Raw genomic sequence first — 20,613 nt, forward strand, 5'->3', positions numbered from 1 at the left:
CCTGTCCCGATGAAAAACGGCGCGCATCCTTGCGCGCCGCCCTCCGGGTCTTCTATCGCCTTCGCTAGTGCGAAGCTGCGCACAGCAACAGCAACAGCAACAGCAACAGCGACAGCGACAGCCAAGGCCGTGGCATCGAAATAGACTGTGCCGACTTGGAGCCCCGCGGTCGCGGCTCACGCCGCTCTACAGGGGCATTGGCGCTTATTGCTGCTGCGGCCGCACCCCGGGCGCATTCGGATTCGGGCAACGCGGCACGCCCGAGCCCACCACGCACTGCACGCAACAGCCCTGCGGGGTCGGCGCCGGCGGCGCCATCTGCGGGGCATACAAGGGAATCGCAGGCGCGAGCTGGGCCAGCGAGGCCTCGGGTTTGAGCTTCAGCAGCGCCGCCCAGTCCAACTTGTTCATGTCGCAGGCCGAAGCCGTGTCGGGCGAACACTCGACCTGGGTCTCGCTGCGACGCGGCAAGGGCCAGAATTCGCCGTTGCGGTTGACCGCCATGATCCGCATCGTCGCGCCCTGCTGGACGTTGCCGCCGATCAGATAGGCCTTGCCGTCGTTGTTGGGATTGACCGCGACGACGATGTCGCAATGCATGTTGAGCGCGCCGCTCGCGCCATCGAGCGCGGCGACCAGGCCTTCGTAACCGTAGACGCGACTGCCCGAACGCACCGCGCACAGCAGGTCGCCCGCCGCCGGACGCGCGGTGCTCGGGTCAAGGTATTGGAACGGGCTCTGGTCGGGCGTGCGGTAGGCATCGCGGACATAGTCGTAATGGCTGGCCGACGGCCGGAACCCAGGGACCGCGGCTTTCATCATCACGTAGGACACGAACGCCGCCGACCAGGGGTTGTCGACCAGGAAGGCGCGGCAGGCGACGGCCGGATAGCTGCCGCCGTAGGGATCGCTGCATTGGTTGGCGCCGGCGAAACCGGCCATGCGCTGCAGCAGGCCGGTGTCGCGCCAGTAACTGACGGTGCGGCGCCAAGTCTCGGTGGCGCCGTCCTCGAGCCGGCTGGTCTCGGCTTCGCTGAGGGTCGCGCTGGCCAGGCGCCCCTGCACGTCGATGAAGGGGCGAAACCACTGCAGGTTCTCGGTGCAGGCGGCCGCGGCGATGCGGGTCGCCGCATCCGGCGCCGTGGTCTGCCCACGCAACGCCGGACAGGCATCGGCGGCGACGGCGGCGCCCGCCGACAGCCACAGACAGGCGAACACGAGCGAACGGAACATCGGCACTTCTCCAAGGCGGTGCCGTGCGGCACGGCGAAACGACGGTACGGTCCGTCGAACGACGACGCCGCGTGGGGTGGCGGCATGATCGATCAATCGGCCGCCCTTGCCCAGCCTATGGATCGTCTGTGCAAGTCGTGTGATAGCGGCAGCGCTGGCGAGAAACCGACGCCGCGGGTTATCGTCGCCCGGATCGCACCGCGCGCGCGCAATCCAACGCCCGCGCTCCCTTGCCCGCCTTGGAAGGCCCCGCATCGATGGCTCGTAATCCGCGTCTGCTCCCATCCGTCACCATGCTCGCCGGCGTCGCCGCGGCCGGTTATCTCAGCGTCTGCGGCTGGCTCTACTTCAAGCAGCGCGATTTGCTGTATTTCCCGCAGAACACCCGTCTGGGCGTGGCGATGACCGACTACACGGTCAAGCACGGCAGCGTCGTCCTGCGCGGTTGGCGGCTCAATTCCGGCCAGGGCAAGGCACTGATCTATTTCGGCGGCAACGCCGAACGCATCGAGAACATGCGCGAGTCCCTGGCGCAGTGGTTTCCCGACCGCACCATTTACCTCATCTCGTACCGCGGTTTCGGCGCCAGCGACGGCCGTCCTGAGGAATCGGCGCTGTTCGCCGATGCCCTGGCAGTGTTCGACCAGGTCGCGCGCGAACACCCGGGGCAGCCGGTCGCCATCGTCGGCCGCAGCCTCGGCAGCGGCGTCGCCAGCTACGTGGCCGGCCATCGCCCGGTCGAACGGCTGGCGCTGGTGACGCCGTTCGACAGTCTGCGCGAGACCGCGCAGGCGCACTACCGCTGGCTGCCGACGCGTTGGCTGGTCAAGGACCGCTACGACTCGGTGACCCATCTGCGCAGCTATTTCGGCCCGGTCCTGGTGGTGCGCGCGACCGCCGACGACGTCATCCCGGCGCCGAACACCCAACGCCTGATCCACTCGCTGCAGACCCGGCCGCAAGGCGTCGACGTGGTGCAGCTGGAAGGCGCCGATCACCACAACATCGGCACCTACCCGGCCTACGGCGACTCGCTGCGCGAGTTCATGGACTGAGGACGCGGCCATGCAGCGACGCGCCATTCACCCGACCGCGGTCTCGTACGCGCAGGCGCACGAGATCGGCGACTTCAAGCGGATGCTGTTCGTCAGCGGCCAGATTCCGCAAAGCGACGACGGCGCGCTCGCCGACGATTTCGACGGCCAATGCCGCCAGGCCTGGGCCAATGTCGCGCGCCAATTGGCGGCCGCCGGCATGGATTACAGCCATCTGGTCAAGGTCACGACCTTTCTGACCGATCGCCGCCATCGCCAACGCAACTACGAGATTCGTCACGAGCTGCTCGGCGAACATTCGCCGGCGCTGACCGTGATCATCACCGGCCTGTACGAAGAAGGCTGGCTGGTCGAGATCGAGGCGATCGCAGCCGACTGAGCCTTACGGCATCCGGCACAGATCGCCGAAGGCCCGTACCAGCGCGGTGCGGTGCAAGGCATCCAGGCGATGACGCCGCGCCGCCAGCCGTTGCGCACGCTCGGCGTGCACCACACAGCCCTCGCCTTGCGCTTCGCGCACGGCCGGTGCGAGCGTATCCAACAGTTCGACGTTGATACGGTCCAGGCGCTCGCGCACCGGTCCCAGGTCGACCGCGGCGGACGCTCGACGCACGAAACGGGGCTCGGCCAGCAAGCGGTACTGGATCAGTTTGTTGGCTTCCATCTGCGCCTTGAAGAACGCCGTGGCCTGGGCCTGGGTCAGGCCATGCGCGGCGGCTTGCGCGCCCAGGCGTTCGAGTTGCTCGCTCTCGCGTGCGGCGTCCTCGACCGGCTTGCCGGACTGGCGCTTGCTCGCCGCCACCGTGTCGGCGAGCAGCAGGCGTTGGGCGCTGAGCTCGGCCAAGCGGGTCAAGGCCGGCAGGGTCGGCTGCTTCGCGCCGACCGCGCCCGAACACGCCGCCAGGACCAGGGCGATCGCGGCGACCTCAATGCGCACTGCAAAACGCCTGATAGTCGATGTAACCCGGGAACTCGCGACCCGCCGCGCACACCGGGCAATCCGGGTCGGGCGCCAGCCGGGTTTCGCGGAAGCGCATGCCCAGGGCGTCGAAATGCAGCAGACGGCCGGCCAGGGATTCGCCCAGCCCGAGGATCAACTTGATGACTTCGGTCGCCTGGACCAGCCCCACCACGCCCGGCAACACACCGAGCACGCCGGCCTCGGCGCAGTTCGGCGCCGCTTCCGGCGGCGGCGGCTCGGGGAACAAGCAGCGATAACAGGGACGCACGCCGCGCTGACGGCCGGCGTCGAACACGCTGACCTGCCCTTCGAAGCGATGGATCGCGCCGTAGACCAGAGGCTTGGCCAGTTTCACGCAGGCATCGTTGAGCAGATAGCGCACCGGAAAATTGTCGGCGCCGTCGAAGACCACGTCGGCCCCCTCGATCAGTCGCTCGACGTTGTCGGCGCCGATGCGCTCGGCAAAAGTTTCCACGCGCACACGCGGGTTCAAGGCCGCCAGCGCGATCCGCGCCGATTCGACCTTGGACACGCCGATGCGCTCCTCGGTGTGCAGGATCTGCCGCTGCAGGTTGCTGCGATCGACCACGTCGTCGTCGGCGAGCACCAAGGTGCCGATGCCGGCCGCGGCGAGATAGAACGCGGCCGGCGAGCCGAGGCCGCCGGCGCCGACCATCGCCACGCGCGCGGCCTGCAGCTTACGCTGCCCGGCCTCGCCGACTTCGGGCAAGCGCAGATGGCGCGAATAGCGGTCGTAGAAATCGCGTTCTTCGTCGGACTGCTCCAGCACCGCAAGCGGCAAGCGCTCGGCGATCCATCGCGAAGTGCCGCCCTCGACCGAGGCCACGCGCGCATAGCCGGCTTCGACCAAGGTTTGCGCGGCGCGCAGCGAACGCGCGCCGGATTGGCAGATCAGCAGGATCTCGGTGTCGCGGTCGGGCAAGAACGCGGCGGGGTCGGATTCGAGCGCGTCCTTGGCGATGCCGCGCGCGTGTTCGGCCTGACCGCCGGCACGTTCGTGGGCCTCGCGCACGTCGATCAGGACCGCGCCGGCCTGTTGCCGCCGACGCGCCTGCGCCGGGGAAATCTGTTCGATGCTCATGCGCGGATTATCCGCTTTCGGATGCTCATGCGCAGGTGGATCGGTCGCGCCTGCGGCGATGCTGTGTTGCGCCGGCCGTCAGTACGGCAGGACCTCCATCACCGCCCCCTCAGCCAGCGCCTGCGGCCCTTCGGCCACCACCATCAGGGCATCGGAATCGGCTGCGGCGCGCAAGCGGTGCGAACCGGTGGCCGGGTTCGGATCGACCCGCAGCACGCCCTCGTCGTCGCTGAACAACCGCGCGCGGATGAATTCGCGGCGCGGATGGGTCTTGTCGATCGAGCCGACCAGGCGCGCGCGGAAACGCGGGCGCGCCTCGCTGCGGCCTTGCAGGCCGTCGATGAGGGCGCGGCCGAAGGTCATGTAGGTCGCCATCACCGAGACCGGGTTGCCCGGCAGACCGAGCATGCGCGCCTGGTCCATGCTGCCGAATAGCAGCGGCATGCCCGGGCGCATCTTCACCTTCCACAGGTGGATGCGGCCGAACTCGCGCAGCACCGCCGGGATATGGTCTTTTTCGCCGGCCGACACCGCGCCGCAGGTGAACACCAGGTCGAAGGCGCAGGCGGCGTCGCGCAGGGCGATCTCGACCTGTTTCGGGTCGTCGGGCAGGCGCGGCCACGCAGTCGGCTCCAGGCCGTCGGCGCGCAACAGCCCCATCAACAGATCGCGGTTGCTGTCGTAGATCTGCCCCGGCTGCAGGCTCATGCCGGGCTCGACCAGCTCATCGCCGCTGGTGAACACCGCCACGGTCGGCTTGCGCCGCACCCGTAACGAGGACAGGCCGAGCGAGGCCGCCAGCGACACCCGCGCCGGGGTCAGCCACTGTCCAGCGTGCAGGACGCGTTCGCCTTCGCGCACGTCTTCGCCGGCGTAGCGCACGTTCTGGCCGAGTGCGGTACGCGGCACACTCACCCGCTCGCCGTCGACGGCGACGTTCTCCTTGATCGCCACGGTGTCGGCGCCGGCCGGCAGCGGCGCGCCGGTGGTGATGCGCACGCACTCGCCGGCAGCGAGCGACCAGCCGCCATCGAGGCCGGCGAACTGCTCGCCGATCAAGGTCAGTACGGTCTGCTCGCCGGTCAGATCGGCATGGCGAAAGGCGAAGCCGTCCATCGCGCTGTTGTCGAACGGCGGCAAGGACAGCGGCGCATCGACGTCGCTGGCGAGCACGCGTCCGTGGCAACGCGACAAGGCCACGGTTTCGGCTTCGAGCCGGTGCGCGGCGGCAACTTCGGCGACGATCGCCATCGCCTCGTCGAACAACAGGCCGCTCGGGAAATCGCTCATGGGGGCATCGCTCGCAGAGGTGGCGGATCAGCGGCCCGGCGCGTCGTCGGCGACGAAACCGTGGGCAAGCAGATCCTCGGGGCTGTTGAGGTTGCCGAAGCGTAGGCCATCCAGGCGCAGCGCCGCCATGCCGAGTCCGGCCTGCAACTCGCGCACCGCCAGGCGCCGTTGCGCCAAGGCCTGGGCCAAGGCCGTGCGCAGGGCCGCTACAGGCCACAAGGCGAACAAGGGCTGCACGCCTTCGTCGTCGACCGCATAGGCGCCCTGCCCGTCCTGCGCGTCGATCAGCGCCGACAACACTCGACCGTCGGGCGCGACCGCATCGACCGGCAGAGTGAACAACCAGGGCGTGGTACAGGCCGCAGCCAGGGCCGCGAGGCCACCGAGCGGCCCGAGGTCGGGCGTGGAATCACTCACCGCCCGCAGGCCATGGCGCCGGTAGCGCGCGAGGTCGCGATTGGCGCTGACCCACACCTGCACGACCTGCTCTCGATACACACGCGCCAGGCGCAGCACCTGCGCTTCGCCGTCGCGGCGTAGCCAGGCTTTGTCGAGGCCGCCCAGGCGCGAGGCGCGGCCGCCGGCGAGGATGCCCAGGCTGAGGTCGGCGCGTATGCACTGCATGGCCTCTCCTCGCGTGTCCTGGGCGCTCTCGCCGGCTGTGGACTTACTTGCCGCGCTTGACGTGGCGGATCAGGCGCTTCTTCTTCGCCACCTGGCGTTCGGTCAGCACGTTCTTCTTGCCTTCGTAAGGATTGCTGCTGTCCTTGAAGACGAAGCGGATCGGCGTGCCGACCAGCTTGAAGCGCTTGCGGAAGAAGTTTTCCAGATAGCGCTTGTAGGTATCGCCGAGCGTGCGCAGGCGCGTGCCGTGGACGACGAAGGTCGGCGGATTGAGGCCGGCCGGATGGGCGAAGCGCAGCTTGGCCACGTGCCCGCGCACCACCGGCGGCGGGTTGGTTTCGTAGGCCACTTCCATGGCCTTGGTGACTTCGCTGGTGCCGATTTCGGTGGTCGCCGAGGCGTGCGCGCGATGGATCGCGCTGAACAACTCGCGCAGGCCGGAACCGTGCTTGGCGCTGATCCGCACCTTCTCGGCCCATTCCACGAACGCCAGCTTGCGCATCAGCAGGTTTTCGGTCTGCTGACGCTGGTATTCGGTTTGCCCGTCCCACTTGTTGACCGCGACCACGAGGGCGCGGCCGGAGTCGAGCGCATAACCCAGCACGCTGGCGTCCTGGTCGGTGACGCCTTCGCCGGCGTCGAGCATGACCACCGCGACCTGGCAGTTCTCGATCGCCTGCAGGGTCTTGATGATCGAGAACTTCTCGACCGCTTCCTCGACCTTGGACTTGCGGCGCACGCCGGCAGTGTCGACCAGGCGATACAGACGGCCGTCGCGCTCCATGTCGACGGCGACCGAGTCGCGCGTGGTGCCCGGCACTTCCGAGGCGATCATGCGTTCTTCGCCGAGCAGGCGATTGACCAGGGTCGACTTGCCGACGTTCGGGCGGCCGATGAAGGCCACGCGCACGCGCGAGGGGTCGTTGTCGAGTTCGCTGGTGGTGCCCTCTTCCGGCAAGCGCGCGAACACTTCGGCGAGCAACTCGTCGATGCCCTGGCGGTGCGCCGAGGACACGGCGACCGCATCGCGGATGCCGTAGCGGGCGAAGTCGTTGACCGCGGCGCGCGCGTCGAGGCCGTCGGTCTTGTTGACCACCAGCAAGGTCGGGCGCGCGGTCTTGCGCAGCCAGGCCAGGATTTCGTCGTCGAGCGCCGAGGCGCCTTCGCGGCCGTCGACCAGGAACAGCACCAGATCGGCTTCCTCGGCGGCGGCGCGCGCCTGGCGCGCGGTCGCGCCGGCCAGGCCCTCGTCTTCGCCGGCGATGCCGCCGGTGTCCACGACCGCGAACGGGCGCTGGCCCTCGGGCCGGCACACACCGTAGTGACGATCGCGGGTGACGCCGGGCTCGTCGTGGACGAGCGCGTCGCGGCTGCGCGTGAGCGCATTGAAGAGGGTGGATTTTCCGACGTTGGGGCGGCCAACGAGGGCGACTAAGGGAAGCATGTGTTTGAAGCCGGGAATGGAGAATGGGGATTCGGGAATCGCAGGCAACGCAGCCGCCTGGTGCAGCGCCGGCCTGGAAACCCATCGGCGCGAGGCTGCCGAAACAGGCGCCATAGTGCCAGAGCGGGCGCGAAGACGCTTTCGCACGGCCGCCAACCGATGCCGCGAGGACGTCGCACGCAGGCATCTGAGGCCTGAATTCGGGCACCGTTCAAACAAACGGCCCGGGACGGCTGATCGCCACCCGGGCCGCGATAACTCAAGAAACGAGGGCCGGGAATCTAGCCGGAGGCACGGCAGCGGCAAACCGCGCGGAACCACCGATTCCCTGTTCCCGACTCCCTATTCCCGGTCTTATTGCAGCTTGAACGCGGTCAGCTCGCCTTCGACGTTCTGCACGATCAGCACGCCGTCGGCGACCACCGGAGCGGCGCGCAGCAGCTTGCCGCCGACGCGCGCACGCGCGGCGAACTCGCCGTTGTCGAGCTTAAGCCAGTGCACGTAGCCGTCGAAATCGCCGACCACCGCGTAATCGCCCTGCACCGCCGCGCCGGTCAGGCTGCGACGCGCCAGGCCGGGCTGCTGCCACAGCGCGCTGCCGCCCGACTTGTCGAGGCCGAACACCAGGCCGGTCGGGTCGCTGACGACCAGGCGGTCGCTGGCGACGCCGAGACGGCCCACGCTGCCGTGTTCGCTGACCCACATCGGCCGGCCGCTCGGGGCGTCGATGGCGATGGTCTGCTTCTTGAAGCTGCTGGCGTACAGGGTGGTGCCTTCCAGGATCGGCGTGCCGTCGACGTCGGCCATGCGGTCGAGTTCGCTGCGGCCTTCCGGCTGCGCGACCGGCAGGTCCCAGGTCGGGCGGCCGTCGGTCGCCGACAGGGCGCTGACGGTGCCGTCGTCGTTGCCGACGAAGACGAAGCCCGGGCCGAGGGTCGGCGAACCGTTGCCGCGCACCGTCAGCATCGGCACTTCATGCACCCAGAACCAGCGGCGCTCGCCGCTGGCGGCGTCGAAAGCGGTGACGCGGCCGTCGTTGGAACGCACGAACACCATGCCCAGGCCGATGGTCGGCGCGGCGATGACTTCGTTGGAGACCTTGGCGGTCCACTTCTGCGCGCCGGTGGCCGCGTCGAGCGCGATCACTTCGCCGTCCAGCCCGCCGACCACGACCAGGCCATCGCCCGCGCCCGGACCGCCGGACAGACGAATGTCTTTGTCCTTCTTGTCCTTGTCGGTGCGCATGGGCTGGAAGTGCCAGACCTGCTTGCCGGTCTGCAGGTCGTAGGCATGCACGCCGCCTTTGACTGCCGCGGCATAGACGCGGCCGTCGGCCACAGCCGGGCCCTGGCGAATGCCGATGCGCTCCTCGCCCTTGCCGGCGTTGGCCGACCAGATCTTGTCGACCTTGACGCTCGGGGTGATGTCGGTGAGCTCGGTCGGCTCGTTGGGCTTGCCGTCGTCCTTCTTGCCGCCGCCGAACCAACCCTTGATGGTCGTGCAACCGCTGAGCGCGAACGCGCACAGCACGATCGCGGCGGTGTTGCGGACGGCGGGGCGGCCGGAGAACCTGTTTTCAGCGGACTTCATCAAGACTTGGCCTCGGGCTTGGCCGGCGTGCCGCCGGCTTCGGTGAGCTTGAGTTCGAGCAGGCGACGACGCGGCGAGGCCTCGTCGAGCTTGGCGAGCGCGGTGCCGTAATCGGCCCGGGCGAGATCGGCCTTGCCGAGCGCGAGCTGAGCGTCGCCGCGCACTTCGATCGCCATCGGCGAGATCGACTTGTCGAGCAACTTGATCGCTTCGGCCGGCTGCTTGGCGTCGATCAGCAAGCGCGCCAGGCGCTGCTTGACGATCTCGGCGATGGCCGCGTCCTCGGTCTTGATCCCACGCAGGGTGGCGATCGCGGCGTCGCGCTGGTCGGCGTCGACCTGCGACTTGGCCAGATCGAGCGAGGCCAGGGTCTGGTACATGCCCGGGGGCAGCGCCTTGACCTTGGCCGCGGCGGCCTTGTCCTTCGCCTGGACCGCATCGACCGCGGCCTGGAACTCGGTGGCGGCCTTGCCGTGGGTTTCGAGCTGGTGGTTGCCCCACCACTTCCAGCCGCCGATCGCGGCCAGACCGAGGGCGATGCCGCCGATCAGGCCGGCACCGTTGGCGCGCAACCAGGCCAGTACCCGTTCGCTTTGTTCGTGTTCGTCGAGCAGATCGTCTATCGCCATGAGTACGCCGTAGGCCGCCGTGCTAGGTCCTCGCCCGCGAGGGCGAAGCCGAAGTCAATGAGGACCGGCCCGCAACGCGGGCCGGTGATGGTCGCGAACCCGCAGCGCGGATCAATTAGACGCTGGCGCGAGGGAACCGTCAGAGGATAGCGTAAAGCGGGCCACGCTTCCGCGGCTGAACGGCGCCAGATCGACCGACTCGCCGGTCTTGCGGACTTCCACGCCGGAGGCGTTGCCGAGCTTGACGTAGCCGACTTCGCCGAGGTTGTAGCTGCGCGTCTGGCCGGCCTGGACGGTGCCCTCGTCGAGCACCTGGCCGCCGGTTCCGCGTACTTGCATCCAGCTTTCGCCGGTGAAATTCAGGGTCAGGGTCTTGCTGGCCTGGATATGCGACAACGCCGGCGCCATCGAGGCGACCAGGGGCGTGCGCTGCGGCGGCGTGGCCGCGGCCGTGGCCGATCGCGCGGCGACCTGCGCCACAGCATGCTCGGCGCCGGCCAGATTGGCGGGCATTTCCAGCGATTGCACGTTGCCACTGTTGCTCAGGTGCGGCCGCGTCGCCAGGATCACCGGCACCGCGATCGCCGCGGTCATCACGATGTAGATGGCGCGGCGGGTGGTCTGTTCGAACACGCGGCGATAGCGCGGCGTGTGGGTATGGCTGATGAGTTCCGACGGTGCGGTCGATGCGAGCGGCGTGCCGCTGAGCTGATCTTCCAGGTCGATGCCGACCAGGCGCGCGTAGCTGCGCAATTGGCCGCGCACGAAGACCGGCGCACCGGCGCTGCCGGTGTCGTCGTTTTCCAGCGACAGCACAACCCGCGACGGCATTTTCAGCCGTGCCGCGACGTCTTCGATGGACAGCCCCGCTGCCTCGCGGGCCTGTTTCAGACGCGCGCCACAGCTTCCGCCGCCTTCAGGCGCGAATTCGTTCGACTGCATCTTCACCTACCGCCATCCCCCGTTCCGGAGCCCTGCGCGTCAGGGAACTCCGCCCTCATTCGCTGAACGTATCTTGCGGCGGCAGCCGTGTCGCCGAGTTTTTGTTCGATCTGTGACGCAATCATCAGCGCTTCAGCTGTGATTGGCTCAACGGCCAGCCGGCGTTCAGAAAAGGCCCTCGCCTCGAAGGCATTGCCCAAACGCAACTGCCGCTTGGCCATCGCGCCGAGCGCCATGGCATTGGTCGGATCGAGCGAGATCGCCAGACGCAGGTCGCGATCGGCGCGATCGCCCTGCCCCAGCGTGTCGGCGCAGGCGCCGCTGTTGGCCAGCACCACCGCCGGAGTCCCGTAGCGCGGATCCGCTAGGGCTTTGTCGAACCAGGTCAGGCCCTCGCTGGCGCGGTTGTTCGCGCACAGCCAGACCCCGTAGTTGTTGAGCGCGGCGCCGCGGTCGGGCGCCAGCTCGGCGGCCTTACGGTAATGGGCGCCGGCCTGGGCGTTGTTGCCGTCCTGCTCGGCCATCACCGCCAGCAGGCTGTAGGCCTCGGCCGATTTCGAATCGAACTGCAGGGCCTGCTTGATCTCGGAGCGGGCCTTGTCGCGGTCGCCGGCCATCAGATGGCTCTGCGCGGACTGGACGCGGCCCAGCGCGCTGGCTTCGCCGCCCGAACGGCCGCCGCGCTTGTCGCCGATGTCGTATTCCACCGCCGTCTGCTTGAAGCCTTTGCGCTCCATGTTCGGACGGATGAAGCTGAGCCGGTTGCAAGCGCTGGCCGCCAGGACGACGACGGTCAGCAGGGCGATGGTGCGTACGGCGCGGACGCGCAGCGCAGCGGGACGACGGTTCGATGCGGTGGAGCGCGGAAACTCAGGCAGCAGCATCGCCGACATCCTGGTCGAGGCCTTGGGCTTGCAGTTGTTTGCGGAACTCGGCCTGGCGCCGGGTCCGGTCCATGACCTGGCCCTTGAGCTGGCCGCAAGCCGCGTCGATGTCGTCGCCGCGGGTGCGGCGCACCGGCGCGATCATGCCGGCGTCGTTGAGCAGTTTCTGAAAGGCGCGGATCGCGGTCTCGTCCGGGCGTTCGAAGCGGGTGCCCGGGAACGGGTTGAACGGAATCAGGTTGACCTTGGCGGCGTCCTTCATCTGCACCGCGTTGTCGAACTGGCGCAGCAGGCGGACCAACTGGCGCGCATGCGTCGGCTGATCGTTGACGCCCTTCATCAGGGTGTACTCGAAGGTCACCGAGGTGCCGCGCTTGCGCAGCGCGTAGCGCACGCAGGCGTCCATCAGTTGCTCGATCGGGTATTTCTTGTTGAGCGGCACCAGCTCGGTGCGCAGCTCGTCGTTGGGCGCATGCAGCGACACCGCCAGCGAGACGTCGCTGACTTCGCCGAGCTTGTCGATCATCGGCACCATGCCGGCGGTCGACAGCGTCACCCGCTTGTTGGCCAGGCCGTAGCCGAGGTCGTCGCGCATGATGCTCATGGCGCGCACGACGTTGTCGAAATTCATCAGCGGCTCGCCCATGCCCATCATCACCACGTTGGTGAGCTTGCGCTGCTGGTGCGGGACGTTGCCGAGGTGACGCGCCGCCACCCAGACCTGGCCGATGATCTCGGCGGTCGACAGGTTGCGGTTGAAGCCCTGGGTCGCGGTGGAGCAGAACTGGCAGTTCAGCGCGCAGCCGACCTGCGAGGACACGCACAGCGTGCCGCGGCCCTTGTCGGGGATGTAGACCGCCTCGATGGCGTTCTTCGCGTCCATGCCGAGCAGCCACTTGTGGGTGCCGTCGGTGGAGGGCTTGTCGAAGATGACCATCGGCGCGCGCACTTGCGCATGCGCCTCGAGCTTGCCGCGCAGGGCCTTGCCCAGGTCGGTCATGTCGTTGAAGTCGGTGACGTAGCGGTGGTGGATCCACTTCATCACCTGGTGCGCGCGGTAGCGCTTTTCGCCCAGCGTCTGCTCGAAGAAATCCTCGAGTTGCACGCGGTCGAAATCGAACAGGTTGGTCTTGCCGTTGTCGGGAACGGCGGTGCCGGCCGAAGCCGGCGCCGCCGCGTTACCGATCAGCACGCTCGGGATCGCGCCCGGGGTGCCGCCGACATCCGCGCGCGCGGCCGCGGTTTCCGTCGCCTGCGCGGTGCCGGCAAGAGGAAGATCGTTGGCGTTGTCGCGAATGTCGTTCACTGTCGTGCTCTAAGGTTTCGCTTAGCGCGCGTAGACGTCGGTGGCCGGGAAGAAGTACGCGATTTCGATCGCGGCGTTCTCCAGGCTGTCCGAACCGTGCACGGCGTTGGCGTCGATGCTGTCGGCGAAGTCGGCGCGGATCGTGCCCGGCGCTGCGTCCTTCGGATTGGTGGCGCCCATCAGCTCGCGGTTCTTGAGCACGGCATTGTCGCCCTGCAGCGCCTGGATCATCACCGGACCGCTGATCATGAATTCGACCAGGGCGGCGAAGAACGGACGCTCGCGATGCACGGCGTAGAAACCTTCGGCTTCCTGCTTCGAGAGGTGCTTCATCTTGGCGGCGACGACCTTCAGGCCGGCCTTCTCGAAACGGGTGTAGATCTCGCCGACCACGTTCTTGGCAACGGCGTCGGGCTTGATGATGGACAGGGTGCGCTCCAGCGCCATGGAAAGTCTCCGGGTAGGCGGGCCGCTTTACGGTCGGCCCGAGAATAACAGAAAACCCGCGACGGGACGCGGGTTTAGCCGATATGGCTGCGGTAATTCTAACGGAATAATCACTTGGTTTACATCCTCCCGCCGGCCAGCCGACGGGTCTCGGCGGCGCCGAGATTGACGATTCCGGGGACCCGGACTAGCATCAAACAAGCGTTTGATTCAGGCCGTCGCAACGGTCGTCCAGGAGTAGCCCGCGCCCCATGACCACGACCGCCCATTTTTCGACCAAGGACCGCATCCTCGGCGCCGCCGAAGAGCTGTTCGCCCAGTTCGGCTTCACCGGCACCTCGTTGCGCCAGGTCACCAGCCGCGCCGACGTGAATATCGCCGCGGTCAATTACCACTTCGGCAGCAAGGAAAACCTCGTCAACGAGGTATTCCGCCGGCGCATGGACGAGATGACCGAGCAACGCATGGGCGCGCTCAAGACCGCGGTCGAACAGCACCCCGGCGAGCTCGAACCGATCCTGGCCGCCTTCGTCGAGCCCGCGCTGGCGCTGGCCCAGGACCGCAACGGCGGCGGCGCCTTCGTGCGGGTGATCGCCCGCGCCTACGCCGAGAAGAACGACAGCCTGCGCAAGTTCCTGTCCGACCACTACGGCCATGTCCTGCGCGAATTCGCCAAGGCCATCGCCGGCGCGGTGCCGAACCTGAGCAAGGAAGAGCTGTACTGGCGCCTCGACTTCCTGGCCGGTTCGCTGACCTATGCCATGGCCGATTTCGGCCTGATCAAGCGACCCGCCGGTGTCACCGAAGCAGCGCACCGTGAACGTGCCGCCCGCGAACTGATCCGTTTCGCCGCCGCCGGCTTCAAGAGCTGAGCGGCGCCAGATGCCGGTCCCGGCGGGGACCGGCATCGCCGGACGGCCCGCGCCGCCGGTCGTTCCTGGATTCCCCAGGATTTCCCTCTGGACCCCCGCCCTCTCCCTCGCTCACATCCAAGATTCTCGTTTTTCTTCAAGGAGTTGTAGACGATGTCTAAGCAATTGCTTGTCCGCCGTGCCGCGGTCCTCGGGGCCGGCGTCATGGGCGCCCAGATCGCCGCGCACCTCACCAATGCCGGTGTCGACACGGTGTTGTTCGACCTGGCCGCGAAGGAAGGCGACCCCAACGGTATCGTCAACAAGGCCATCGCCAACCTGGCCAAGCTGAGCCCGGCGCCGCTGGCCAGCAAGGCCCTGGCCGAGCGCCTGACCGCCGCCAACTACGACACCGGCCTGGAACAGCTGCGCGGTTGCGACCTGGTCATCGAGGCCATCGCCGAACGCATGGACTGGAAGCAGGACCTGTACAAGAAGATCGCCGACTACGTGCCCGATCACGCCGTGCTGGCCTCCAACACCTCCGGCCTGGGCATCAACAAGCTCGCCGAAGTGCTGCCAGAGCAATTGCGCCACCGCTTCCTCGGCGTGCATTTCTTCAACCCGCCGCGCTACATGCACCTGGCCGAGCTGATCCCGGCCAAGACCACCGACGCGGCGGTGCTGGAAGGTCTGGAAACCTTCCTGACCACCACCCTCGGCAAGGGCGTGGTGATCGCCAAGGACACCCCGAACTTCATCGGCAACCGCATCGGCGTGTTCTCGATGCTGGCCGCCATGCACCACACCGAGCAGTTCGGCTTGGGCTTCGACACCGTCGACGCGCTGACCGGCCCGGCCATCGGCCGGCCGAAGTCGGCGACCTTCCGCACCGCCGACGTGGTCGGCCTGGACACGATGGCCCACGTCATCAAGACCATGGCCGACACCCTGCCCGACGACCCGTGGCACTCGTACTTCCAGGCGCCGAAGTGGCTGTCGGCGCTGATCGGCAAGGGTGCGCTCGGCCAGAAGACCGGCGCCGGCGTCTACACCAAGCGCGGCAAGGACATCCTGGTGCTCGACCTGAAGGCGCAGGATTACCGCGCCTCGGCCGGCGAGCTCGATGCCGACATCGCCGCCCTGCTCAAGGAAAAGGACCCGGCCAAGAAGTTCGCCGCGCTGCGCTCCAGCGAGCATCCGCAGGCGCAGTTCCTGTGGGCGGTGTTCCGCGACAGCTTCCACTACAGCGCCTTCCACCTGGAAACCATCGCCGACACCGCGCGCGACGTCGATTTCGCCATGCGCTGGGGCTACGGCTGGTCGCTCGGCCCGTTCGAGACCTGGCAGGCCGCCGGCTGGAAGCAGGTCGCCGACTGGATCGCCGAGGACATCATCAAAGGCAAGGCCATGGCCAGCGCGCCGCTGCCGAACTGGGTGTTCGACGGCCGCGACGGCGTGCACGGCAAGGACGGCAGCTACAGCCCGGGCCGCAACGCCCAGGTGCCGCGCTCGTCCAACCCGGTGTACGCGCGCCAGCGCTTCCCCGACGCGCTGCTCGGCGAGCGTTTCTCGCAGGGCCAGACCGTGTTCGAGAACGACGGCATCCGCCTGTGGGCCGACGACGGCGACGACATCGCCGTGATCAGCTTCAAGACCAAGATGCACACGGTCAACGACCACGTGCTCAACGGCATCCAGGAAGCCATCGCCATCGCCGAGAAGAAGTTCAAGGGCGTGGTGATCTGGCAGCCGAAGGAGCCGTTCTCGGCCGGCGCCGACCTGTCCGGCGCGCTGGGCTTGCTGCAGGCCGGCGACCTCAAGGGCTTCGAGGCGATGGTCGCCAACTTCCAGGCCACCAGCCAGCGCATCAAGTACTCGCTGGTGCCGGTGGTCGCGGCGGTGCGCGGTCTCGCGCTCGGCGGCGGTTGCGAGTTCCAGATGCATTCCGCGCGTACGGTGTTCGCGCTGGAAAGCTACATCGGCCTGGTCGAGGCCGGCGTCGGCCTGCTGCCGGCCGGCGGCGGCCTGAAGGAGTTCGCGGTGCGCGCTTCCGACGCGGCCGGTCCGGGCGGCGATGTGTTCGCCGAACTCAAGACCGCGTTCGAGAGCGTGGCGATGGGCAAGGTCTCGGCCTCGGCCTTCGAAGCGCGCGAACTCAAGCTCGCCCGCGAAGGCGACCGCGTCGTCTTCAACGCCTTCGAGCTGCTGCACGTGGCCAAGGCGCAGGCGCGCGCGCTGGCCGAAAGCGGCTACCGCCCGCCCCTGCCCGGCCGCCGCATCCAGGTCGCCGGCGACGTCGGCATCGCCACCTTCAAGATGCTGCTGGTCAACATGCTCGAAGGCCGCTTCATCTCGCCGCACGACTACGAAATCGCCAGCCGCATCGCCACGGTGATCTGCGGCGGCGAAGTCGACCGCGGCGCCCTGGTCGACGAGGAATGGCTGCTCAAGCTCGAACGCGAGCATTTCGTCGCCCTGGCGCAGATGCCGAAGACGCAAGAGCGCATCGCGCACATGCTCAAGACCGGCAAGCCGCTGCGGAACTGAGAATCGGGAATGGGGAATCGGGAATCGAAGAAGCTCGGCTTCTTCTCCCGCCTCCCCTCTCCTGTCCCCATATTGAAAAAACCGGGAGCAAGAATCGAATCGGAATGCCGCCGGGCCTTTGCCTCGACGATTCCCGATTTTCGATTCCCGATTCCCGGCTTTCGGAGAAAGCCATGAAACAGATCCAGGAAGCCTACATCGTCGCCGCCACCCGTACTCCGGTCGGCAAGGCCCCGCGCGGCGTGTTCCGCAATACCCGTCCCGACGACATGCTCGCCCACGTGCTCCGGTCCGTGGTCGCGCAGGCGCCGGGCATCGACGTCAACCGCATCGACGATGCGATCATCGGCTGCGCCATGCCCGAGGGCGAGCAAGGCATGAACGTGGCGCGCATCGGCGTGCTGCTGGCCGGCCTGCCGAACACCATCGCCGCGCAGACCATCAACCGCTTCTGCTCGTCCGGCCTGCAGGCCGTGGCGCTGGCGGCCAACGAAATCCGCCTGGGCAACGCCGACCTGATGCTGGCCGGCGGCACCGAGTCGATGTCGATGGTGCCGATGATGGGCAACAAGGTCGCCCTGAGCCCCTCGGTGTTCAACGACGACCACGTCGCCATCGCCTACGGCATGGGCATCACCGCCGAGAAGGTCGCCGAGGAGTGGAAGATCTCGCGCGAAGACCAGGACGCGTTCGCGCTGGCCTCGCACCAGAAGGCCATCGCCGCGATCCAGGCCGGCGAGTTCAAGAACGAGATCAGCCCGCTCGAAGTCGTCTCGCACGTGCCCGACCTGTCGGGCAATACCATCAAACTGCGCAAGAGCCTGATCGAACTCGACGAGGGCCCGCGTCCGGACGCGTCGCTGGAGGCGTTGGCCAAGCTCAAGCCGGTGTTCCGCAACGGCCAGTTCGGCGGCAGCGTCACGGCCGGCACCAGCTCGCAGATGAGCGACGGCGCCGCCGCGGTGTTGCTCGCCTCCGGGCAGGCAGTCAAGGACTATGGCCTGACTCCGCTCGCCCGCTTCGTCAGCTTCTCGGTCGCCGGCGTGCGTCCGGAAGTGATGGGCATCGGCCCGATCGCCGCGATTCCGAAGGCGCTCAAGCAGGCCGGCCTGACCAAGGACCAGATCGACTGGATCGAACTCAACGAAGCCTTCGCCGCGCAGGCGTTGGCGGTGATCCGCGACAGCGATCTCGACCCGTCCAAGGTCAACCCGCTCGGCGGCGCGATCGCGCTCGGCCACCCGCTCGGCGCGACCGGTGCGGTGCGCACCGCGACCATCGTGCATGGCCTGCAGCGCCGTAAGCAGAAGTACGGCCTGGTGACGATGTGCATCGGCACCGGCATGGGCGCGGCCGGCGTGTTCGAAGCGCTGTAAGCGGCTGCGGCCCGCACGCGGGTCCTAGGCAAGAAGAACCCCGGAGCGATCCGGGGTTTTTCGTTTTAGATGCCGCACCTTTGCTTGAAGCCGGATTACTACGTGAGAACGCCGGCGTTTAAGCCAGCCGCGTACCGTTCGGCACCGGCCGCTCGAGGGCGGTGATGACCACGCCTTGCTCGGTCGGGAAACCGGTCAGCAGGAACTCGGACACGAACGGCCCGATCTGCTTCGGCGGGAAATTGATCACCCCGACGATCTGCCGCCCGACCAGTTCCTCGGCCGAATACAGGTCGCGGATCTGCGCGCTGGTCTTGCGCAGGCCGTGCGGGCCGAAATCGACCCACAGCTTCCAGGCCGGCTTGCGCGCCTGCGGAAATTCCTCGACCTGGGTGACGGTGCCGGCGCAGATCACGACTTTCTCGAAGTCGCTCCACGCGATCAGGCCCGTCTCGTTGCTGTTCGTATCGCTCATCCTGCCCTTCCTTCGCTGCGTTCTTTGTAGGCGTCCTTGAGTTGCGCCCAGGTATAGCTCAACTGCGCCGCCAACAGGCCGGCGGGCTTCATCGCCGAGACCAGGCCGTAGTCGGACAGCTCGCGCCAACGCTCGTCGCCTTGGGCGATCGCCGCGGCGACGGTTTCGCCGGCGAAGGTCGTCGGCGCAACGCCGTGACCGCCGAACGCCTGGGCCAGCCACAGGCCCTCGCCGATGCGGCCGATCTGCGGCATCTGATGGCGCGCATAACTCATCAGGCCCGACCAGGCGTAGTCGATCCGGGTCCCGGCCAATTGCGGAAATACCTTGAGCAGGTCGCGGTAGAGCAAGCGCTTGACCGCTTCAGGCGAGCGATCCAGCACCGAGATGCGCCCGCCCCAGAGCAGGCGTGTGTCCGGCAGCGGCCGATAGTAGTCGAAGGCGAAACGCGTGTCGTAGACCGCGGCACGCGTATGTAAAGCGCTATCGAGCCGATCGCCGAGCGGCTCGGTCACCATCACATAGGTCGCGATCGGCATCACCGCGGCATCGACCTCGCGGCGCAGACCGGCCAGGTAACCGCCGCAGGCCAACACGACTTGCTCGGCCTCGATCTCGCCGTGTTCGGTCTTGATCCGCCAGGTCGACCCGTGACGCTCCAACGCGAGCGCCGGACTGCGTTCGTGCACGGCGACACCGAGAACTTCGGCCAAGGCCGCCAAGCCGTGGGCGTACTTGAGCGGATGAAAATGCAAAGCCTGCGGTTCGAACAAGGCCTCGTGATAGCGCTCGCTGCGCACCTGCTCGCGCAGGCGTTCGCGCGACCACCATTGCCAGTCGACGCCGTAGTGGTCGGCCAATAAGGCCCGGCGCGAGCGCAGCACTTCAGTATCTCGAAACCAGTTGGCCCAGATCACCCCGGCCTCGGTGGCATCGCAGGCGATGCCGTGGCGATGGATGCGCGAACGGATCAGCTCGACCGCGTCGGTGGTGCCGGCGTACAGCGCGCGGGCGCGCTGCGGACCGAGCTCGCGCAACAAGGCATCCTCGCCGCGCGAGAAGCCGCCGAACACGAAGCCGCCGTTACGGCCCGAGGCCCCGTGGCCGATCTCCTGCGCTTCGATCAGGGTCACTTCGCTCAGGCCGCGCTCGGCCAAGCCCAAGGCGGTGTTGAGCCCGGCGAAACCGCCGCCGATCACGCACACCCGCGTTTGCCGCTTTTCTTCGAACACAGGCCACGAAGGCTGGCGTTCGAGACTGGCGCGGTAATAGCTTTCGGCGGGTATGGACATGAGCGGGCCGCAACGGGTTTGATGATGCCGGTCGGCCGTCGCGGCGACCGGTGCCTGACCGCGCCGCCACACCGAACGCCGAGACGCAGACGATGGACATCCACCGCGCCGACCTAGCCTACCGCAGACGCAGCCTGTGGCTGCTGGCCGCGCTCCTGGGCGTTTGCGCGATCGGGCTGTGGCTGTTGCACGGCTGGCTGCAGACGGTGCAGGCGCATGCGCTGGCGAGCGCGCCACAGGAAGCGCGGCGCTGGCTGCGCGGCGCGATCGCCGCGATGCTGATCATGCCGGCCTTGCCTAGTGCCCTGTGGGGGCACAGCCTGCGCCGGCTCGGCCGGGCCGCACGCGAGGAAGGCCGGTTTCCGCCGCGCGCCTGGAAGACTTACCGCGACGTGCGGGTGCTGCGCGAACAGGCCGCATTGCGATGGTCGCGGCGCAGCGAGCGCCTGGGCCGTATCGCGCAAGGCGCCGCCGGAGCATTCGCGGCGGCGGCCGTAGCGGCCTGGATCTGGCTCAGTTGATCCCAGCAATCCCATCCAGAAACGAACACGGGCCGCATTCG

20 protein-coding genes are annotated in these 20,613 nt (G+C 67.9%); 6 read left to right on the plus strand and 14 right to left on the minus strand.

From position 1 onward, the window contains the following. Nucleotides 1–204 precede the first annotated feature (204 nt). The gene (locus tag EX88_RS0108845) at nucleotides 205–1,233 is read right to left on the minus strand and encodes a DUF2272 domain-containing protein (protein ID WP_051884786.1); all 1,029 of its coding nucleotides are present in this window, start codon (nucleotides 1,231–1,233) and stop codon (nucleotides 205–207) included. A 257-nt stretch (nucleotides 1,234–1,490) separates the two neighbouring features. Between EX88_RS0108845 and EX88_RS0108850 the strand changes: the two genes are divergently transcribed. Next, the gene (locus EX88_RS0108850; protein ID WP_031371642.1) at nucleotides 1,491–2,288 is read left to right on the plus strand and encodes an alpha/beta hydrolase; all 798 of its coding nucleotides are present in this window, start codon (nucleotides 1,491–1,493) and stop codon (nucleotides 2,286–2,288) included. A gap of 10 nt (nucleotides 2,289–2,298) precedes the next feature. Further along, nucleotides 2,299–2,667 (plus strand): RidA family protein, encoded by a 369-nt coding sequence (locus EX88_RS0108855; protein WP_031371643.1) that lies wholly within the window; start codon nucleotides 2,299–2,301, stop codon nucleotides 2,665–2,667. Between the two features lie 3 nt (nucleotides 2,668–2,670). Here EX88_RS0108855 and aroQ read toward each other — a convergent pair whose 3' ends face one another. The 11 genes from aroQ to ndk form a co-directional block, all read right to left on the minus strand. Continuing rightward, a complete protein-coding gene (gene aroQ, locus EX88_RS0108860) occupies nucleotides 2,671–3,225 on the minus strand; it encodes a gamma subclass chorismate mutase AroQ (protein WP_051884787.1) in 555 nt (184 codons plus the stop codon). Further along, nucleotides 3,215–4,351, minus strand: a complete 1,137-nt coding sequence (gene moeB / locus EX88_RS0108865; RefSeq protein ID WP_031371645.1) for a molybdopterin-synthase adenylyltransferase MoeB — start codon at nucleotides 4,349–4,351, stop codon at nucleotides 3,215–3,217. Before moeB ends, aroQ begins: the two co-directional genes overlap by 11 nt. A 78-nt stretch (nucleotides 4,352–4,429) precedes the next feature. After that, the gene (locus EX88_RS0108870) at nucleotides 4,430–5,641 is read right to left on the minus strand and encodes a molybdopterin molybdotransferase MoeA (RefSeq protein ID WP_031371646.1); all 1,212 of its coding nucleotides are present in this window, start codon (nucleotides 5,639–5,641) and stop codon (nucleotides 4,430–4,432) included. A 27-nt stretch (nucleotides 5,642–5,668) separates the two neighbouring features. Further along, nucleotides 5,669–6,265 (minus strand): molybdenum cofactor guanylyltransferase, encoded by a 597-nt coding sequence (gene mobA, locus EX88_RS0108875; RefSeq protein WP_031371647.1) that lies wholly within the window; start codon nucleotides 6,263–6,265, stop codon nucleotides 5,669–5,671. Between the two features lie 43 nt (nucleotides 6,266–6,308). After that, nucleotides 6,309–7,709, minus strand: coding sequence for a ribosome biogenesis GTPase Der (der, locus tag EX88_RS0108880; RefSeq protein WP_031371648.1), 1,401 nt, complete (start codon nucleotides 7,707–7,709; stop codon nucleotides 6,309–6,311). 354 nt (nucleotides 7,710–8,063) lie between these two features. After that, on the minus strand, nucleotides 8,064–9,299 hold the full coding sequence (gene bamB, locus EX88_RS0108885) for an outer membrane protein assembly factor BamB (RefSeq protein WP_081930775.1): 1,236 nt from the start codon (nucleotides 9,297–9,299) through the stop codon (nucleotides 8,064–8,066). Then, on the minus strand, nucleotides 9,299–9,928 hold the full coding sequence (locus tag EX88_RS0108890) for a YfgM family protein (RefSeq protein WP_031371650.1): 630 nt from the start codon (nucleotides 9,926–9,928) through the stop codon (nucleotides 9,299–9,301). The genes bamB and EX88_RS0108890 overlap by 1 nt, the downstream gene beginning before the upstream one ends. A 111-nt stretch (nucleotides 9,929–10,039) precedes the next feature. Next, nucleotides 10,040–10,870 (minus strand): RodZ domain-containing protein, encoded by an 831-nt coding sequence (locus tag EX88_RS0108895; RefSeq protein ID WP_031371651.1) that lies wholly within the window; start codon nucleotides 10,868–10,870, stop codon nucleotides 10,040–10,042. Between the two features lie 2 nt (nucleotides 10,871–10,872). Continuing rightward, entirely contained in the window at nucleotides 10,873–11,754 is an 882-nt protein-coding gene (gene pilW / locus EX88_RS0108900; RefSeq protein WP_161786092.1) for a type IV pilus biogenesis/stability protein PilW, read from the minus strand. Beyond that, on the minus strand, nucleotides 11,741–12,946 hold the full coding sequence (gene rlmN, locus EX88_RS0108905; protein ID WP_051884819.1) for a 23S rRNA (adenine(2503)-C(2))-methyltransferase RlmN: 1,206 nt from the start codon (nucleotides 12,944–12,946) through the stop codon (nucleotides 11,741–11,743). Before rlmN ends, pilW begins: the two co-directional genes overlap by 14 nt. Nucleotides 12,947–13,081: 135 nt before the next feature. Next, complete coding sequence (gene ndk / locus EX88_RS0108910; protein ID WP_031371654.1) at nucleotides 13,082–13,507, minus strand: nucleoside-diphosphate kinase; 426 nt, start codon at nucleotides 13,505–13,507, stop codon at nucleotides 13,082–13,084. Nucleotides 13,508–13,758: 251 nt separating this feature from the next. On the opposite strand from ndk, the gene EX88_RS0108915 reads away from it, so the two are divergent. The 3 genes from EX88_RS0108915 (at nucleotide 13,759) to EX88_RS0108925 (ending at nucleotide 18,284) form a co-directional block, all read left to right on the plus strand. Continuing rightward, the gene (locus EX88_RS0108915; RefSeq protein WP_031371655.1) at nucleotides 13,759–14,379 is read left to right on the plus strand and encodes a TetR/AcrR family transcriptional regulator; all 621 of its coding nucleotides are present in this window, start codon (nucleotides 13,759–13,761) and stop codon (nucleotides 14,377–14,379) included. 153 nt (nucleotides 14,380–14,532) lie between these two features. Beyond that, nucleotides 14,533–16,908, plus strand: coding sequence for a 3-hydroxyacyl-CoA dehydrogenase/enoyl-CoA hydratase family protein (locus EX88_RS0108920; RefSeq protein WP_031371656.1), 2,376 nt, complete (start codon nucleotides 14,533–14,535; stop codon nucleotides 16,906–16,908). Nucleotides 16,909–17,081: 173 nt separating this feature from the next. Beyond that, a complete protein-coding gene (locus EX88_RS0108925; RefSeq protein WP_031371657.1) occupies nucleotides 17,082–18,284 on the plus strand; it encodes an acetyl-CoA C-acyltransferase in 1,203 nt (400 codons plus the stop codon). Between the two features lie 118 nt (nucleotides 18,285–18,402). Here EX88_RS0108925 and EX88_RS0108930 read toward each other — a convergent pair whose 3' ends face one another. Together EX88_RS0108930 and EX88_RS0108935 are read right to left on the minus strand one after the other, a co-directional pair. Continuing rightward, a complete protein-coding gene (locus EX88_RS0108930; RefSeq protein WP_031371658.1) occupies nucleotides 18,403–18,759 on the minus strand; it encodes a tRNA-binding protein in 357 nt (118 codons plus the stop codon). Next, on the minus strand, nucleotides 18,756–20,051 hold the full coding sequence (locus tag EX88_RS0108935) for an NAD(P)/FAD-dependent oxidoreductase (RefSeq protein WP_031371659.1): 1,296 nt from the start codon (nucleotides 20,049–20,051) through the stop codon (nucleotides 18,756–18,758). The genes EX88_RS0108930 and EX88_RS0108935 overlap by 4 nt, the downstream gene beginning before the upstream one ends. A gap of 92 nt (nucleotides 20,052–20,143) precedes the next feature. Between EX88_RS0108935 and EX88_RS0108940 the strand changes: the two genes are divergently transcribed. Further along, complete coding sequence (locus tag EX88_RS0108940; RefSeq protein WP_031371660.1) at nucleotides 20,144–20,572, plus strand: hypothetical protein; 429 nt, start codon at nucleotides 20,144–20,146, stop codon at nucleotides 20,570–20,572. Nucleotides 20,573–20,613: the final 41 nt, after the last annotated feature.

This window comes from Lysobacter antibioticus (assembly GCF_000731095.1).
Lineage (GTDB): Bacteria > Pseudomonadota > Gammaproteobacteria > Xanthomonadales > Xanthomonadaceae > Lysobacter > Lysobacter antibioticus_B.

Excerpts from the sequence above, each read along its gene's own strand:
- EX88_RS0108845 (WP_051884786.1), bottom strand. The coding sequence starts at position 1,233 with ATGTTCCGTTCGCTCGTGTTCGCCTGTCTGTGGCTGTCGGCGGGCGCC.
- EX88_RS0108850 (WP_031371642.1), top strand. The coding sequence starts at position 1,491 with ATGGCTCGTAATCCGCGTCTGCTCCCATCCGTCACCATGCTCGCCGGC.
- EX88_RS0108855 (WP_031371643.1), top strand. The coding sequence starts at position 2,299 with ATGCAGCGACGCGCCATTCACCCGACCGCGGTCTCGTACGCGCAGGCG.
- moeB (WP_031371645.1), bottom strand. The coding sequence starts at position 4,351 with ATGAGCATCGAACAGATTTCCCCGGCGCAGGCGCGTCGGCGGCAACAG.
- EX88_RS0108870 (WP_031371646.1), bottom strand. The coding sequence starts at position 5,641 with ATGAGCGATTTCCCGAGCGGCCTGTTGTTCGACGAGGCGATGGCGATC.
- mobA (WP_031371647.1), bottom strand. The coding sequence starts at position 6,265 with ATGCAGTGCATACGCGCCGACCTCAGCCTGGGCATCCTCGCCGGCGGC.
- der (WP_031371648.1), bottom strand. The coding sequence starts at position 7,709 with ATGCTTCCCTTAGTCGCCCTCGTTGGCCGCCCCAACGTCGGAAAATCC.
- bamB (WP_081930775.1), bottom strand. The coding sequence starts at position 9,299 with ATGAAGTCCGCTGAAAACAGGTTCTCCGGCCGCCCCGCCGTCCGCAAC.
- EX88_RS0108890 (WP_031371650.1), bottom strand. The coding sequence starts at position 9,928 with ATGGCGATAGACGATCTGCTCGACGAACACGAACAAAGCGAACGGGTA.
- EX88_RS0108895 (WP_031371651.1), bottom strand. The coding sequence starts at position 10,870 with ATGCAGTCGAACGAATTCGCGCCTGAAGGCGGCGGAAGCTGTGGCGCG.
- pilW (WP_161786092.1), bottom strand. The coding sequence starts at position 11,754 with ATGCTGCTGCCTGAGTTTCCGCGCTCCACCGCATCGAACCGTCGTCCC.
- ndk (WP_031371654.1), bottom strand. The coding sequence starts at position 13,507 with ATGGCGCTGGAGCGCACCCTGTCCATCATCAAGCCCGACGCCGTTGCC.
- EX88_RS0108915 (WP_031371655.1), top strand. The coding sequence starts at position 13,759 with ATGACCACGACCGCCCATTTTTCGACCAAGGACCGCATCCTCGGCGCC.
- EX88_RS0108920 (WP_031371656.1), top strand. The coding sequence starts at position 14,533 with ATGTCTAAGCAATTGCTTGTCCGCCGTGCCGCGGTCCTCGGGGCCGGC.
- EX88_RS0108925 (WP_031371657.1), top strand. The coding sequence starts at position 17,082 with ATGAAACAGATCCAGGAAGCCTACATCGTCGCCGCCACCCGTACTCCG.
- EX88_RS0108930 (WP_031371658.1), bottom strand. The coding sequence starts at position 18,759 with ATGAGCGATACGAACAGCAACGAGACGGGCCTGATCGCGTGGAGCGAC.
- EX88_RS0108935 (WP_031371659.1), bottom strand. The coding sequence starts at position 20,051 with ATGTCCATACCCGCCGAAAGCTATTACCGCGCCAGTCTCGAACGCCAG.
- EX88_RS0108940 (WP_031371660.1), top strand. The coding sequence starts at position 20,144 with ATGGACATCCACCGCGCCGACCTAGCCTACCGCAGACGCAGCCTGTGG.